General features: G+C 68.6%; 12 protein-coding genes. 7 read left to right on the top strand and 5 right to left on the bottom strand.

From position 1 onward, the window contains the following. Nucleotides 1–17 precede the first annotated feature (17 nt). The gene (locus QN239_RS00135) at nucleotides 18–1,181 is read left to right on the top strand and encodes a glycosyltransferase family 4 protein (RefSeq protein ID WP_499007527.1); all 1,164 of its coding nucleotides are present in this window, start codon (nucleotides 18–20) and stop codon (nucleotides 1,179–1,181) included. A gap of 6 nt (nucleotides 1,182–1,187) precedes the next feature. On the opposite strand, the gene QN239_RS00130 is transcribed toward QN239_RS00135, so the two are convergent. Genes QN239_RS00130 through pgfA form a run of 3 tightly spaced genes read right to left on the bottom strand, consistent with a single transcriptional unit; the run spans nucleotide 1,188 to nucleotide 4,424 of the window. Continuing rightward, nucleotides 1,188–1,484: a hypothetical protein gene (locus QN239_RS00130; protein WP_187097787.1), complete on the bottom strand. Its 297-nt coding sequence runs from the start codon at nucleotides 1,482–1,484 to the stop codon at nucleotides 1,188–1,190. Nucleotides 1,485–1,542: 58 nt separating this feature from the next. Continuing rightward, entirely contained in the window at nucleotides 1,543–3,162 is a 1,620-nt protein-coding gene (locus tag QN239_RS00125; RefSeq protein ID WP_499016457.1) for an MmpA family trehalose lipid delivery protein, read from the bottom strand. 50 nt (nucleotides 3,163–3,212) lie between these two features. Next, nucleotides 3,213–4,424, bottom strand: coding sequence for a cell envelope lipid trafficking protein PgfA (gene pgfA / locus QN239_RS00120; protein WP_499007525.1), 1,212 nt, complete (start codon nucleotides 4,422–4,424; stop codon nucleotides 3,213–3,215). Between the two features lie 217 nt (nucleotides 4,425–4,641). Between pgfA and QN239_RS00115 the strand changes: the two genes are divergently transcribed. From QN239_RS00115 to QN239_RS00100, 4 genes are all read left to right on the top strand, one after another. Next, complete coding sequence (locus QN239_RS00115) at nucleotides 4,642–5,751, top strand: acyltransferase family protein (RefSeq protein ID WP_499016455.1); 1,110 nt, start codon at nucleotides 4,642–4,644, stop codon at nucleotides 5,749–5,751. A 155-nt stretch (nucleotides 5,752–5,906) separates the two neighbouring features. After that, nucleotides 5,907–6,845, top strand: a complete 939-nt coding sequence (locus QN239_RS00110) for a phytanoyl-CoA dioxygenase family protein (RefSeq protein WP_499007524.1) — start codon at nucleotides 5,907–5,909, stop codon at nucleotides 6,843–6,845. Next, the gene (locus QN239_RS00105; RefSeq protein ID WP_499007523.1) at nucleotides 6,845–7,255 is read left to right on the top strand and encodes a RidA family protein; all 411 of its coding nucleotides are present in this window, start codon (nucleotides 6,845–6,847) and stop codon (nucleotides 7,253–7,255) included. Before QN239_RS00110 ends, QN239_RS00105 begins: the two co-directional genes overlap by 1 nt. Before the next feature lie 236 nt (nucleotides 7,256–7,491). Next, nucleotides 7,492–8,220 carry a TetR/AcrR family transcriptional regulator gene (locus QN239_RS00100; RefSeq protein ID WP_499007521.1) on the top strand — a complete coding sequence of 243 codons (729 nt, stop codon included), beginning with the start codon at nucleotides 7,492–7,494 and terminating at the stop codon, nucleotides 8,218–8,220. Nucleotides 8,221–8,243: 23 nt separating this feature from the next. Here QN239_RS00100 and QN239_RS00095 read toward each other — a convergent pair whose 3' ends face one another. Further along, on the bottom strand, nucleotides 8,244–9,818 hold the full coding sequence (locus QN239_RS00095; RefSeq protein ID WP_499007520.1) for an APC family permease: 1,575 nt from the start codon (nucleotides 9,816–9,818) through the stop codon (nucleotides 8,244–8,246). A gap of 322 nt (nucleotides 9,819–10,140) precedes the next feature. On the opposite strand from QN239_RS00095, the gene QN239_RS00090 reads away from it, so the two are divergent. Next, complete coding sequence (locus tag QN239_RS00090) at nucleotides 10,141–11,037, top strand: metal-dependent hydrolase (RefSeq protein WP_090362938.1); 897 nt, start codon at nucleotides 10,141–10,143, stop codon at nucleotides 11,035–11,037. Continuing rightward, a complete protein-coding gene (locus tag QN239_RS00085; protein WP_499007518.1) occupies nucleotides 11,034–12,101 on the top strand; it encodes a PDR/VanB family oxidoreductase in 1,068 nt (355 codons plus the stop codon). The genes QN239_RS00090 and QN239_RS00085 overlap by 4 nt, the downstream gene beginning before the upstream one ends. On the opposite strand, the gene QN239_RS00080 is transcribed toward QN239_RS00085, so the two are convergent. After that, nucleotides 12,038–16,222 carry an alpha-(1->3)-arabinofuranosyltransferase domain-containing protein gene (locus QN239_RS00080; RefSeq protein ID WP_499016452.1) on the bottom strand — a complete coding sequence of 1,395 codons (4,185 nt, stop codon included), beginning with the start codon at nucleotides 16,220–16,222 and terminating at the stop codon, nucleotides 12,038–12,040. The two genes, QN239_RS00085 and QN239_RS00080, sit on opposite strands and share 64 nt — an antisense overlap. Between the last annotated feature and the right edge of the window lie 58 nt (nucleotides 16,223–16,280).

Raw genomic sequence — 16,280 nt, 5'->3', positions numbered from 1 at the left:
CCGGTACTCTCGACACGATGTCCGAACGCCGCCCAGTCCGCTCAGTACTGCTGTTGTGCTGGCGTGACACCGGACACCCGCAGGGCGGCGGCAGTGAGGCGTACCTGCAGCGCATCGGCACCCGGTTGGCGGCCGACGGGGTCCACGTCACGTTGCGCACCGCGCGTTATCCGGGCGCGCCGCGCCGTGAAGTGCTCGACGGGGTGACCGTCAGCCGGGGCGGCGGCGCGTACTCCGTCTACATCTGGGCCGGTTTGGTCATGGTGCTGGCCCGGCTGGGGCTGGGCCCGCTACGCCGGTCTCGGCCCGATGTCGTCATCGACACCCAGAACGGTATCCCGTTCCTGGCCCGGCTCGCCTACGGTCGGCGCTCCCTGGTGCTGGTACATCACTGCCATCGCGAACAGTGGCCGGTGGCCGGACGCCGCACCGGCAGGTTTGGCTGGTTCGTGGAATCGACGTTGTCGCCGCGCCTGCACCGGCGCAACCAGTACGTCACCGTCTCGCTGCCCTCGGCCCGGGAACTCGTCGAACTCGGGGTGGGCAAGAACCGGATTGCGGTGGTGCGCAACGGACTTGACGCGGCGCCGGGATGCACCCTGGAGCAGCCGCGCTCGGCGACGCCGCGGGTGGCCGTGTTGTCGAGGCTGGTGCCGCACAAGCAGATCGAGGACGCGCTGGATGCCGTCGCGGCATTACGGCCGCAGCTGCCGGATCTGCACCTGGATATCGTCGGCGGCGGCTGGTGGGAGGACCGGCTGGTCGCGCACGCTGCCAGGATCGGGATCGCCGACGCGGTGACCTTTCATGGGCACGTCGGTGACGACATCAAACACCAAGTGATCCAACAAAGTTGGGTACACCTGATGCCCTCCCGCAAGGAAGGCTGGGGGCTGGCCGTGATCGAGGCCGCCCAGCACGGTGTCCCGACCATCGGCTACCGGTCCTCCGGCGGGCTGACCGATTCGATCGTCGACGGAGTCACCGGCCTGCTGGTCGACGGCCCGGGTGAGCTCGCCGACAGCCTGGCGCGGCTGTTGACCGATCCGGTGCTGCGCATCGAACTCGGCGCCAAGGCGCAGGCGCGCAGCACCGAGTTCTCCTGGCAGCAGAGTGCCGATGCGATGCGGGTGGTGCTGGAGGCGGTACACGCCGGCAGGTACGTCAGCGGCGTGGTGTAGCCGGTCCTACTTCGGCGAGTTCCCGGGCAGGTTGCCGGGGGCCGCGGTCTGCGGGCCGGGTGCCTTCACCGTCGGGGTGAACAGGTTGCCGCCGGTCGGGCTGATGCTCTTCTCGGTGGGCTCCACCGGTGCCGCGCTCGTCGTCGGTGCCGGCGTCGTCGTGGTGGTGGTCGTGGTGGTGCTGGTGCTGGGCGCTTCCTTCTCGCTGTTGGAGCAGGCGACCGAACCCACCGCCAGCGCGACCAGGACGAGGCCGCCCGCAGTGCGGCGCAGCAAGGGGGACCGGTGGGTCATGACGTTCATGTCGAGCTCTCCTGTGGTGTGACAAGCGGACCATCAGCCGGTATATCGCCTGAGAACCCTAACCTGATTCCCCGCTGTGTGCCCGCCTGGTCATGGCTGGGTAGGCCCGGCCCAGTGCCAGCAGCCCCGCACCCACCAGCACGCCCAACCACACCAGATGCGCGGCGATCGCGACCGCACGCCCCGACGCTCCCGGGGCCGTACCGCCCACCCGGTACAGCGTGAGATCGCCGTCCCGGTAGGCGACCGGCAGATTCACCGGGGGAGAGCCGGGTTCGGCCACCACCCAGCCCACCCCGGCGTCAGCCAATCGCTCGCGAGGGGCGCCGTCGAGCAACAGCGCCGTGACGTGCCGGCCGCGGGTGCCCTCCCCGGACACCGTCTGTCCGCCGATCACCAGGTCGCCGCTGGACAGCACATCGGCAGATACCCAGCGGGGCAACGGATCCAGCACCGGCGCGGTCCCGGCCCAGGCGAACTGCCGCATGCTGTCGGCGGGCAGTACCGCCACCGGGCGGGGATCGGCGTTGATCATCGCCGCCACCGTCGCCCACGCGGGCGGGTACTGCACCGCGCGCATCTGCCCGCCGACACCCCACGCCAGGTCGGACAGTACGGCGATCAGCGCGGCGCCGCTGACGACGGCCGCCGCGCGGCCGTACCGGGCCACACCGGCCGCCGCCAGCACATATCCGGGCAGCGCGAGCGCCACCCACTTCTGCCCGTCGCGCAGCAGGCCCAGACCCGGCACCGTGCGCACCACCGTCTCCAACAGTGCCAGACCGGGTCCGGTCGCCAGCAGCGCCGGCAGCACCACCGCGGCGACCGCCAGCACCAGTAACGGCCGTGCCGCGCGCACCCGCACCGCCGCGGGCAGGCCCACCACCACCACGGCCACCATCACGACCGTCGCGACCACCGCGAAAAGACTTGTCCGCGAACCGGGTACGGCCTGCGCGTTCCAGATCCCGCCGAGGCCGGCCAGGCTGCCCGCCGTGCCCAGCCCGGGCTCGGCGCGGGCCGCGAAGGCGTGCACACCGGTGCTCGCCACCCCGGACAGCGACCCCGCCAGCACCGACGCGGTCAGCCACGGCAGCGCGGCCGCGGCCGCCGCGGTCACCACCACCGCCGCGGCGCGCCGGCTGCGCACACACACCAGCGCCACGATCGCCGCCAGGATGAGTCCCGTCGGGGTCAATCCCGCCAGCGCAATCCAGAACACCAGGGCAGGCCAGCCCCGTCCGGTCGCCCTGATACCGAACATGGCCGCAGCCACCCAGGGCAGGCAGCCGTAGCCGACCAGCAGGCTCCAATGGCCCTGCAACAACCGCTCGGCGACATAGGGATTCCAGATCGCCAGCGTCACCGCCACGCATTGACCCGCCAACCCGGTACCCGGCAGCACCGCCGACACCAGCCGCGCGGAACCCCAGCCGGCCAGCCACAGCCCGGCCACGAGCAGGACCTTGGCCACCACCCCGCCGTCCACGACCGTCGACGTCACGGCCATGAAGAAGTCCTGTGGCAGCGCTCGGGGCGCGGCCTCGGTGAGGCCCAGGGCTGCGTCGGACAGGTAGGACCGCGGCGTGGACACCGCGTCGCGCAGCAACAGATACCCCGGCCCCAGCAGGGGGCCGGTCACCACAAGCGCCAGCGCCAGCGCGTACGCCGGCGCTATCGCTGAGCTCAGGCGGGCAGGAGCGCAGCGACCCGGGGAGGGGGTCGAGCTCAGACCGGTCGGTCCGGTGGGAGATCGGTCGGACGCCGGGTCGGGATCTTCTCGGTCTGCGCCTCGGCCGCCGGCATCGGACCGGACTCGTCGTCTCGGCGGCTGAAGAACCCGCGATCCGAACCGTCGAGCCCCGGATCGATCAGGGCGGATTCGGCGCGCAGCCCGAACGAACCCAGCAGCACACCACCGACCAGTGTCACCAGGCCCAGGCCGGCGAACGTGATGGGCAGGATGCGGCTCCACAGGGCCAGGTGGTCGGCCTCGTCGCGCGCGGCGGACACCTGCGACTCGACGGTCTCCTCGGTGGAGGTGACCGTGAAGTCGGCGAACGTCACCTCGGGCTTGAGGGCGTCGCGGGCGTAGTAGTGAAAGCCGTGCTGCTTGGCCTTGACGATGGTGCCGCTCACCGGGTCCACCCAGAACGTCCGCTGGGCGGCGTAGTAGCGAGTCATGGTGACGGGGTCGTACGGATCGGCGGCTTCCACGCCCCACTGCGCGGCGCGGGCGGTCACGGTGCTGTCGATGTCGTTGTCGTACAGCGACGCGTACTTGATCGGCTCGGCCAGTTTGCCGTCGGCGTCGTAGCCGACGTTCTGGGTGAACCGGTAGGTGGTCAGCCCGTTGATGTCCTCTTCACCGTCGTAGTTCGCGTCGTAGGGCTTCTGCGCGATCGGATCGAAGAACGGGTAGGTCTTCTTCTCGGTATCGAACGGGAACCGGTAGGCCAGACCCTCGTGCGGCAGCGCGATGTTGGTCGGCGGGTTGTCCTCTTCGATGGTCCGCGGTTTCTGCACGGCGCCGCCGGGGTTGGTGTCACTGGACACCGCCTCCGCGGTCTTGCGGTTCAGCGTCACGGTGTCGACCATGGCCAACAGCAGGCCGTTGTCCTGCTGTTTGTCGGTACGGCGCAACGACGTGCCGACCTGCAGGGTGACGACATCGGCGTTGGCCGGCGCCTCCACGCTCTCCTGCTGCTGGAGCGCCACCGGGACGTTCTTGTTGACGACGAAATGGTCCGGCTGAGACAGCGAGGCGGGGTCCAGCGCGGTGCCGGTGCCTTCGCTGATCAGGTCGGCTTCAAGATCCAGCGGGATCTTGGCGATCTTGCCCTTGGTGTACGTGGACAACAGCAAGGCGGCGATGAGCAGGGCAGCACCGAGCCCCATCAGTCCGCACGCTGCGATTCGCAGGGCCACTGCGCGGTTCAACCCGTGCTCCCTTCGGTCGAAAGCTGACCCTAACAGCACACCGTAAGGGCGATGTTTATGCCAACGGCATCCGACTAGTTCCCGGGTCGCTTCGCTCCTGCCCGCCGGCCCGACTTCCCGGGTCGCTTCGCTCCTGCCCGCCGGCCCCGGCACACTGGTCTGCGTGAGCACTTCCCAGACCGGCGGGACGCGGAGTTTCCTGCCCGCCGTCGAGGGGATGCGGGCGTCTGCGGCGATCGGGGTGGTGCTCACCCACGTCGCGTTCCAGACCGGGCACACCGGCGGTGTCGGCGGGCGCCTGCTCGGCCGGTTCGATCTCGCGGTCGCGGTGTTCTTCGCGCTGTCGGGTTTCCTGCTGTGGCGGGGTCACGCCGCGGCCGCGCGCGGGCTGCGCCGACGGCCCCCGACCGGGCATTATCTGCGCTCCCGGCTGGTGCGCATCATGCCGGGTTACCTGGTGGCGGTCATCGTGGTGCTCACGTTGTTACCCGACGCACAGGCGGACTTCACGGTGTGGCTGGCCAACCTGACCCTCACCCAGATCTATGTGCCGTTGACGCTGACCGCCGGGCTGACCCAGATGTGGAGCCTCTCGGTGGAGGTCAGCTTCTACCTGGCGCTGCCGTTGCTGGCGCTGCTGGCCCGTCGGCTGCCGGTGCGGGCCCGGATCCCGACGATCGCCGTCATGGCGCTTGCCAGCCTGGCCTGGGGGCTGCTGCCACTGCACCCGCCCGCCGGGGTCAATCCGCTGAACTGGCCGCCGGCCTTCTTCTCCTGGTTCGCCGCGGGCATGCTGCTCGCCGAACTGACCGTCAGCCCTGTCGGGCTACCGCACCGGCTGGCCCGCAACCGGCTGCTGATGGCGGCACTGGCGGTGCTGGCCTTCGTGGTGGCCGCCTCGCCCCTGGCCGGCCCCGAAGGGCTGACGCCGGGCTCGGTGGGCCAGTTCGTGGTGAAGGTGACGATGGGCGCGGTGGTGGCTGGGGCGCTGCTGGCGCCGCTGGTGCTGGACCGGCCCGACACCTCCCACCGGCTGCTGGGCAGTCCGGTGATGGTCACCCTGGGCCGCTGGTCCTATGGCCTGTTCGTCTGGCACCTGGCCGCGCTGGCCATGGTGTTCCCCGTCATCGGGCAGTTCCCCTTCAACGGGCACATGCCGGTGGTGCTGGCGCTCACCCTGGTGTTCGGGTTCGCGATCGCGGCGGTCAGTTATGCGCTGGTCGAGTCGCCGTGCCGGAACGCGCTGCGCAGCTGGGAGTACCGGCACAACCCGCCGCCGCTGGACAGCTCGGTCACCGATACCGCCGAGCCCGCCATCGCGCGGTAGCGCCACCGGGCATGAAGCGACCTCATTGTCGGGGCGCTGCGGCGGTGGCAACCCAGGATTTCGAAGACTGAAACGTCGGTACATCTTCCCGAAACCTGAATCTTATTCACTTTTCTTGGACGGCGAAGGTGCGCCGCGACAAGGGAGGGCGTGAGATGACCGAGAAGTATCACTTGCCGAATACCGCGACGATGGAGCAGATCGCGGCGGCGTTGCGTGCGGATGGGTTCGTCATTGTCGACAATCTGGTTCCGCCGGAGTTGATGGATCAGATCGCCGAGGAACTCGACGACTACATCGATGACACCCCGAACGGTCGGGACGACTTCGTGGGGCGGTTGACCCGTCGTACGGGTGCGCTGATTGCGCGGTCGGAGACATCGCGGGAATTGGTGATGCATCCGCTGGTGCTCTCGGTGGCTGCAGAGATGCTGAAGAAGGCGACGGCTTTCCAGTTGCATTTGACCCAGATCATCAGTGTGTATCCGGGTGAGACCGCTCAGCCGCTGCATCGTGATGAGCTCGCGTGGGACTTCTTCCCGTTCCCCGAGGACTATGACGTGCAGTGCAACACGATCTGGGCGATGACGGACTTCACGGTGGAAAACGGTGCCACCCGTGTGGTTCCCGGTTCGCACAAGGTGTTCGACAAGCAGGGTTCGGACTACACCGAGGCCGACGAGGTTCGTGCGGTCATGCCCAAGGGGTCGGTGTTCTTCTACACCGGCAAGGTCTACCACTCGGCGGCGCCCAACACCTCCGATATGGTCCGCCAGGGCATCAACATCACCTACGCCGTGGGCTGGGTTCGCCAGGAGGAAAACCAATACCTCTCCACCCCTTTGGAAATCGCCAAAACTCTCGACGACGATCTCCTCAAGGTCATGGGCTACCAAATGGGCGGTCTCGCGGTCGGCTACGTCAGCGACTTCCTCGATCCGCTCTCCGCGGTTCGGCCCGAACTCGGTGGGCGACAATACGACTTCGAAGGGCTCACCCAAACCAGCGGCCATGTCGACCAGGACTACCAGAACTCGTTCTACAGCGACATGGTGAACGCTGAGACCCCCGAACCCGTCACGGAGTCCGTCTGATGACCATCTCCTACAGCAGTCCAGAGGTCGGTTACCTCGACCAGACTGTCTTCAAGAAGCTGGGCTTCACGCAGAACGTCTGGGCGCACGACACGCTCTACATGTCCGGTATCGCACCGTTCACCGGCGGCGATCCCGAATTCGTCGTGGTGGGCATCGGCTCGATGAGAGAGCAGACCACCTTCATCCTCGACATCCTCAAGAAGTTGCTCGAGGCCGAGGGGCTGACCTACGGCAACCTCGTGGCGATCACGATCTACGCCACCAGCTCCACCGAATTCTTCGAAGTCGCCCCAGTCATCGCCGAAGCCTTCGGTGATGAGGCGCCGACCCAGACCCTCGTCGGCGTCACCGAATTGGCGCACCCCGAGCAGCGCATCGAGATCACCGCCACGGCCGTCAGGTCCTGATTGCAGGTAAACCTTCTGCCCCACAGCAGAAACCAGATGACACGCGGTCGGTGCCGAGACACCGGGCACCATCCCGGTGTGATCGCGATCCCGACGGCCAACCGTGCCCACCCGTGACGGGTCGGCACGGTTGGCCGCTCACGCTGCGCGCGCGGAGGCGATTCGGCTAGTATTTGTTCTCGGCGCGGCAAGCACGCGAGGCGGCATCGCAAGCCAAAGGGGGCGTCGGGAGCACCATGGTCGGAGCTGTCCGTCACCTGGATACCGCGGGCAGCGGACGCGACTCGGCGCTTCCCAATCGTCCGCGCGCATCGGTACGCCTGCGTGACCTGATGATGCCGATCGCGCAGGACGCCGGCGCCTCCCGCAAGCCGCTCCAGGCCCGCAGCCAGGAGAAGATGGATCGCGTGCTCGCGGCCACCCACGATCTACTGGTCGCCTCGGGCCCCAGCACCATCACCACCACCGCCGTTGCAGCTCGCGCCGGAGTCTCCGTCGGGTGGATGTACAACTTCTTCGATGATCGAGAGTCCCTTCTGGAGGAGGTCTTGATCCAGGGACTCGTCGATCTCGATGCCCGATGGGACGAAGCTGGGTTCAGCTTGTCCGGGGCGGACTGGCGGACGACAGCGGCCGCAGGCATCGACGCCCTCATCGACTTTCTTCTCACCGGCACCGGAATAGCGGGATTTCGCGTGCTGTGGTTCTCGTCCGAGTTCTCCGGTCGGATGGTCCAGGTGAACCGGGCCCACGATGATGCGGTCGCGGCGTACCTGTGCAACGGTGTCAGCGCGTTGCGCGCGGATGCCCCGGACATCCCCCTCTACCTGATGGCGCAGACATTCATCGGGGTGCTCGACAAGGGATTCGACATCGCGTTCCGTGCCGACGCCAACGGTGACGAGGCGGCGCTTGCCGAGTTGCGGCGCGCAGCGCTGGCATACCTGGAGACGTTCCTCGAGTAGCCGGCGTTGCGCGCCGCCCGGGCTCAGCCGGCGTCCAGCGCCACGTCCGATTTCACCAACGGGGTACGGGTGTGTGGGTGCGCACGCACCAAGTCCTCCGCGACGATGCCGTCCTCTCCGGTGTGGCCGTGGTCGGAAAGAGCCCTGAGCGCTTCGGGTTTCTTGACCACCAGATACGCCATGATCACGAACGCCAGCACGTAGATCCCCAGCGAGATCGGCGCGGCCAGGCTGATCGGCCAACTCAACGGTGCGATGAAGCTGAAGACGGGGATACCCGCGCCGACAAAGAAGCCAGGGATGAGGAAGAGCACACCCAGTACCGGGATGATCAGGTGGACAACGACTTTGAACTCACTGCGGCGATACCGCAGGTAGTACACCGGGCAGGACAGGGCGGCCAGCATGTGCACCGGCAGCGCGATGACCGCGATGATCGTCCCGAAAAGTCCCAGGGAGGGGATCGGCCCCCAGAGCAGACCGCCGACCACCGCGGCGACGGCTCCGATTCCGAACATGAGATAGATGGCCGACACCGGTGACTTCCACTTGGGATGAGTCTTGGCGAAGACCTTGGGGATGGTGCCGGCATGGGCCATGGCCCAGATGTGGCGGGTTCCGCCCATCGACGCGCCGTTGGCGCAGGCAACCGAGCTGTTGAGCAAGGCCAGCAGCAGGACGATCCACCCTGCACCCCAAAGGTTCTTGGCCATCCCGATCCAGCCGTCGCCTTCGTTGAAGGTCATGAAGTCGAACAGCTTGTCGGCACCGAAGTACGTGGACGCCGCATAGCTGCCGACGATGTAGAAGAGGCCGACGATGACCGCGGACCAGACGATGGCGCGGGGGATGTTGCGCTTGGGGTCCTTGGTTTCGGCGGCCAACGGTGCACCCGCCTCGAAGCCGATGAACGCCAGGAAGGCGTAGACGGAAGCTGCGATCACACCCGAAATGCCGGTGAAGCCTTCGACGTTCGAGTGCTCGGTGGTGAAAACCGACAGGGAGTTGTTGCTGCCCGCGGCGATGATCATGTGGATACTCATGACGAGAAGCACCAAGATCTCCAAAGAGCCGAGAATCACGCCGGCCTTGGTGCTGAACGCGGCGCCGAAGTAGTTGAACGCACCCGAGATCAGTAGACATCCCAGTCCGGCGACGATCCACGTAGCCTTGTAGGCCGCGCCGCCCTGGGGGAAGAGGGCGGCGCCGATCAGGTTGCCGAAGACCAGCGCCAGATAGGGCAATGCGGCCAGGTAGAACATCGGAGCGCAGAACGCGATGACAAAGCCAAGGGCGGGGTGAAAGGCGCGACCGACGAATGAGCCGAGACCGCCGGCGGTGGAGATGTGCTTGGCCATTTGGGCGATGCCCACCGCCACCAGCACGCAGCCGATGGTCGCGCCGACCACAGCCAGCGGCAGTGCGCCGCCCGAGAACAGCGATCCGGTCATGATCGCGTAAGCCAGACCGGCGCCCGGGGCCATCGTCGCGATCGACACGAAGAGGACGCCGGACAGCGTGATGCTGCCCTTGGCGAGCCCCTCCTCGCCCTCTCCGACATCGATTGGGGCGTCGACAGTTTCCGGTGAAATGGTCATTGTGTATCTCCTGGGTGTTCGAGACGCGCTGATGCAGGGCACCTGCAAAGGCTGATCGGAGTGGCACGCCACATTGCGCGCATCGAGTCGGGTCAGTTCCCGTGGGAAGCTGACCAATGAGGGGTGTCCGGGCGAAGACCGGTGCGAGCAACGGCTCGCCACCGAAAGTGAATAAGTTTCATATTGCTCACGAGGTTCTGCTGCGTAAATAGCTGATTTCATCGCGTGTGACACGACCGGAGAGACGTCGTGCCGGCTGCCGCACACGGCCTCCCGGGATCCGGGATCGACTTTATCTAGTACCGCGGGTACCGTTCTGCGGATGGAGCTGTTGGACACCGACACCCCGGACGGTACGGCGATCGCACTGCATGCCCGTCCGGTGCAGTTCGATCTGAGCGCCGTTCCCGCGCACTACGTCTACGGGTATCCCGTGGCCACCCACCTGTACAACGGTCTGAGCCTGCTGCTACCCGCCGGTGAGGAATGGTTCATCACCGTCCTCAAAGAGGCGCTACCTCATATCGAGGACGAGAAGCTGCGCGAGGACGTCATCGGCTTCATGGGCCAGGAGTCCATGCACGCCAACGCCCACGTCGGCCTCAACGACTACCTCACCCGCCACGGTATCGACCCCACCCCGATGATCGAGCGCGCCAACTGGGTGTTCGGCCACCTGCTGGGGCCGCGCCAGACCACCGGCGAGGAGGCGCACAACTACCTCGTCGAACGGCTCGCCGTGATCGCCGCGCTGGAGCACATCTTCGCGTTCCTCGGCGACTGGGTGCTCAACGCCGACCGCCTCAACGAGACCACGGTCGACCCGGTGGTGCTGGACCTGCTGCGCTGGCACGGCGCCGAGGAGGTCGAGCACCGGATGGTGTCCCATGACGTGCTGCACTACTTCGACGGCAGTTATGTGCGGCGGGCCCGCGCTCAGGTCGTGGTCGCACCGATTCTGCTGTACCTGATCTGGCAGGGCATCCGTTACCTGATGCGGGTCGACCCGAACGTGTCGCTATCCCGTCGGCAGCGCAAAGTGGTGTGGCGCAAGCTGTTCCGTTCCGCCCGCCACGGGGTGACGCCGCCCATCCGGCATCTGGTCATCCGTGCCCTGCAGTACTACTCGCCGTGGTATCACCCGGGCGACGTCGGCAACACCGCCCAGGCGGTGGCGTACCTGGCGTCGTCGCCGGCCACCCGGCCCACCGCGCAGTGAAGCACGTTCCGCCGGTCGGAGCGCGTATCGACGACCGGACCATCAACGTGGTCGCCACGGTGCTGGACAAGTTCTGGCTCCGCCCGGTGACCCGCAAGGGCTACACCGACCAGCGGGCGGTGCGCACCCCCGACGATCCGATGACACTGGTGCTCGTCAAACGCGCCGTGGTCGCCAGCGACAACGACGTGGTGGCACTGACTTTCGCGGATCCCGGCGGGGCGGCGCTGCCGGCCTGGCAGCCCGGCTGCCACCTCGATCTGCACCTCCCGTCCGGGCGGCGCCGCCAGTACTCGCTGTGCGGCGATCCGCAGGGCCGCTCGGGTTACCGCATCGCGGTGCGCAAGATCCCCACCGGCGGCGGCGGGTCACTGGAGATGCACGCCCTGGCCGAAGGCGACACCGTCACGGTCCGCGGTCCGCGCAACGGCTTCCCGTTCATCCCTCATTCCCGGGTGCTCTACCTGGCCGGCGGTATCGGCATCACCCCGATCCTGCCGATGGTGCGCGCCGCGCAACGGTTGGGCACCGACTGGCATTTCGTGTACTGCGGGCGCAGCATCGACACCATCCCGTTCCTCGACGAGATCTGGCAGTGGGACCCGGCCCGGGTCACCATCCGTCTCGATGACGAGCACGGCATCCCCACCGCGACCGACCTGCTGCGCCACGCTCCCCGCGGCGGTGCGGTCTACGTGTGCGGGCCACCGCCGATGATCGAGACGGTCCGGCACGGGTTCGCTGAAACCGGTTCCAAGAACCTGTATTTCGAGCGTTTCAGTGCAGCGCCGGTGGTCGACGGAACGGCCTTCGAGATCGAGCTGGCGCGCACCGGTGAGGTGGTACCGGTCGCGGCCGACGAGACGGTGCTGCAGGCCCTGGTCAAGATGCGTCCCGACACCGCCTACTCGTGCAAGCAGGGGTTCTGCGGTACCTGCAAGGTCGGGGTGCTGGCCGGTACGCCCGAACACCGGGACAACCGGCTCACCGATGACGAACGTCAGTCCTCGATGCTGGCCTGCGTATCCCGTTCGGCCACACCACGTCTGGTGCTCGACGTATAGGTGACCGTCGAGGCCGCCAGCATCGCGACGGCGATCAGCGCCACCAGTTGCACACCGGCGGAATGGCCGACGTACCCGTCCACCGAACGCCACGGATAGCGCGACAGCGCCGCGCCGGCCACGATCAGGCCGACGGCGCAGGTGCCGACGGTCACCGTCTCCTGCAGGCGTGCGCGGTGCCGTAACAGATGACGGACGGCCAGCGCCGCGGCGACCACCACGGCGCCGGCGATCCCGCTGATCACGCCGCCGGCCGCCACCACGGCGATCCCGGTCGGTACTGGACCGGGTGCCCAGGTGCGCACCGGTTCGCCGTCACGCGGCCGCCGGATCGGCAGCAGCGCAAGCAGAGCCAGGATCGGCAGCAGGGCCAACCCGCCGAACAGGCCGAGCCGGTAGGCGGCGTTCGACGGGAAAGCCAACGTGATGGGGCCCGACGTGCCCGCGGGGACCACCCAGCCCTGCTGCCAGCCGTTCACGGTGACCGGACGCAGTTCCGCGCCGTCGGCGGCGTGGGCCACCCAGCCCGGACTGCGGCTCTCGGGCACCACCAGGATCCGGTCCTGCTCGGTCGCCTCGAGATCGACCTCGCGGCGGTCGGCGCCCCACTGCCCGCGCTGCACGGGAGTCGTTGCCGCGCTGGGTACTCGACCCGCCGCGGGGGTGGCCAGCTGGATACCGTCGACGAAGAAGGACGGTCCCGGGCTGATCAACAGTTCCTGCTGCCCGGCGGGCAAGGTGATCGGCCGGTCCTGGCAGGGGCGCGCGGCGACGGGCTCACCGTCGAGCAGCGCGCCGACGGTGGTGGTCACCGCGGTCTGCACGAACTGCCCGGCCACACCGATGATCGGTCCCTGGCCGCAGGCCAGGGTGATGGTCCGCTGCCGGTTCGCCGCGCCGTCGGCGGCGGCGATCGGCCGGTGTGCCCGGTCCAGTGCGGTCACCTCGGCCAGACCGGGCGGCTTGAGCTGATCGAATCCCAAGGCGTTGCGGTCGATGACATCTCGCCAGTCCAGGATCGACACGGTGATGGTGTTCGTCACCCTGGGTTTGAGGTCGACGGTCTGGGTCTTGGTGCCCGTCAACGGCCGCACCTGCGGGCCGTCACCCAGATCGATGGCCACCATGGTCGGATGGGCGGGCAGCTCCGAGGAACTCGGCGCCAGCATCAGCGCCCCCACCTCCGCGGGTTCGGGCAGGGTGACGGTGATGGTGGGCGCGGTCTTGAACTGCGCCACGTTCTGCGGGGCGGTCCAGGCGGTCCGCGGATCGCCGTCGGCGGCGGCGTAGGCCGAACCCAGCACATCGATCGGGTCGGCGTCGCCGGTGGCCCGCGCGGCGCCGGGCGCGGCGATCAGATCGGCCAGTCGCGGACCCTGCCGGGCCCGCACCCAGACGGTGGCGGTCACCGAGGTCTGCGCGGGCACAGTCAGCGTGCGGCTCAGGTTCACCGGCTCCTCGGGGGCCAGCGCCATCGCCGCGGCGCACCGCACCCCCTCGGGCGCCGGCGCGCAGCCGGGTTGGCCCTGCAGTTCTGAGCCCAGATCCCACAGCGCGACTGTCGCACCCGCCGGCGGCCCCGGCACCTCGACGGTGTGGCGCAGATTGACCGGGTGCGCGAAACCCGAGGCGTCGTACTGGGTGACGGAGAAGTCGGTGACGCCGAACTGCACGCCGGGGGAACCGTCATCGGTACCCACCGCGGTGATCCGCATCCAGGGTGTCTCGCCGTAGGGCAGCGCCACCGACAGCGGCTTGCCTGGCTGGTCGAAACGCAGCGTGGTGGTGCCGTTCGCGGTGGACACCTCGATCCGGCGCACCTGAGCGCCGACCGCGGTGGCACTCGGGGTGATGGTCAATGACGCATTGGTGATCGGATGATCGAAGTCGACCTGCAGCCACTGGCCGACCGCCGTCTGCAGGGCGTTGGACACCCAGCTGGTCGACGAGTCCCCGTCGATCGCCGCGGCAGGCCCCGTCGACGGCGAGACATTGGGCAGGGCAGTCGAATCCGCCGCCGAACTGGACGCGGTGAGCCGCCCGCCCGACCACTTGCCGTACACCGGTTCGGTGCCCGCCGGGTAGTCCATCACCCGGTTGAAGGTGTGCCGCGGATCGTCGGGGGTGCGCACGGCCGAGGAGTGGTTGTCCACCCGGCCGTAGTCGGTCTCCCTGGCCAGCGGGGTGTCGGTCACGGTGACCAGCGGGGTGGGCAGCCCGGCGCGCTGGGCATCGGCGGTCAGCAACATCGGACCCAGCGGTTGCCGGCCCAACAGCCGGCGCCGTTCATCCAGGCGCCCCAACGCTTCCGGGCCGCCGTCCACCCGTGCCATCGTGTCGGTGTCCACCAGATACGGTCCGGTGACCGGATTGCCCACCCGGTAGATCTCCACCGCCGGGTATCGGGGCCGCAGTCCGCTGTCGGCGACGAACCCCTCCAGCAGGCCGGGCCCGACCGGATCGCCGAAGGTGGCGACCTTCGTCAGTCCCGGCGAGTTGTCCACGGATCGGTGCACCAGCAGCGGCCGCGCCGACCGGGACGTCTCCGGATCCAGGTCGTTGCGCACCACCACATAGGAAATCCCTTGCTGGGCAAGGGTGTCGGCGAGGCCGGCGGATGGGCGCCCGGCGGCGAACAGGCGCTGCACCGAGTCGAGCGCGCGGATGGTCTCCGGTGGGGTCAGCGGGATGGAGTCCCGCACACCCCACGGATTGTGGCCGAGCACCTGCAGCGGTTCGTCGTGGGTGTTACCCCACACCTGGGTGGCGAACGGCGCGCCCGGCGCCACCAGGACCCGCCCCCGCTCGGTGTTGTGCTCGTCCAGCCAGCGGGCGGTGTCATGCCAGTACTGCGGTATCGCGGTGAAACTACCCGGCGGGGTGAGCCGACCGGTCCATGCCAGCGAGGTGCCCGCGGCCAGCGCCGCCAGCACCACGATCGCCACCGCCACCCGTCGGTCCTTCTCCGGGTGCGTCCACACGGGCAGCCAGACCTGCCGGGGCGCGCTGCCGGGCATCGGGACCCGGCCCAGCAGGTGCGCGAGCCCCAGCGTCAGCGGGAGCCGGATCAGGGGTTCGAGCTTGTGCACATTGCGCAGCGGGGTGCCCGAGGCATCCAGGAACAGCTGCACCTGATGCGCGATCGGTGACCCCAGCCCGCCGGAGTAGCCGGCGGCCAGCGCGACGATCCCGAGCAGCAGGATGGTGATCAGCCGCCCGCGTGCCGGCATGCTGCGCATCGCCAGTCCGGCCAGGCCGGCCGCGGCGATGAGGGTGGTGGCCAGCACCGCCACCGTTCCGGTGACCAGAGACGAACCGGCGGTCGCGGTGGTCGCGACATACGGGGTCCAGCTGTCGGTGCCGCGCAGCACCTCGGTCAGCGACAGCCAGCTGGTGGTGACGCCCGAGGACTCGATGTAGTCGAGGAAGGGCGGGCTGATCCGGCCCAGCAGGACCAGGGCCACGGCCCACCACGTGATGGCCAATGCCGTGCACAGGGCCCACCACGCCGTGAAACGCCACCACTGCTTGTTCGGGCGGTGCGCGGCCCACCAGATCACCGCGGCCAGGCAGCCGGTCAGGGTGGCGACGGCGTTCACCGCCCCCATCAGGGCGACGGCCACCGCCGAACGGGCGGCCAGCGTCCGGATCCGCGGGTCGCCGCGCATCACCAGGATGACGGGCAGCAGCACCCAGGGGGTCAGCATCATCGGCAGCGTCTCCGACGAGATCGCGCCGAGGGTGGTCAGCACGCGCGGCGACAGCGCGAACGCCGTCGCCGCGATCACCCGGGAGGTGGGGTTGCCGATGCCGAGGAGTTCGGCGACCCGCAGCAGACCCCAGAAGCCGACGGTCAGCAGCAACGCCCACCACAACCGCTGGGTGACCCAGCCCGGCAGCCCGGCGACATCGCCGAGCAGGAAGAAGGCGCCGTGCGGAAAGAGATAGCCGTAGGCCTGGTTCTGCGCCTGGCCGAACGGCAGGTCGCTGTTCCACAGATTGGCGGCGCGGGCCAGGAAGCGCAGCGGATTGGCGGTGAGATCGAGTTTGGTGTCCGGCGAGATGCGGCCGGGGGACTGCGCGAAACACAGGGCCAGCGAGACGATGCCGACCAGCCACAGCCAGCGGCGGGAAAGGGGCGAAGCGACGGGAAACGAGGGCGGGGCGTGCGAAGCGACG

It is taken from the genome of Mycolicibacterium sp. Y3, assembly GCF_051188035.1.
Taxonomy (GTDB): Bacteria; Actinomycetota; Actinomycetes; order Mycobacteriales; family Mycobacteriaceae; genus Mycobacterium; species Mycobacterium fluoranthenivorans.
Note: the sequence above shows the minus strand (reverse complement) of the source record. Positions and strands in the feature narration are given on the sequence as shown.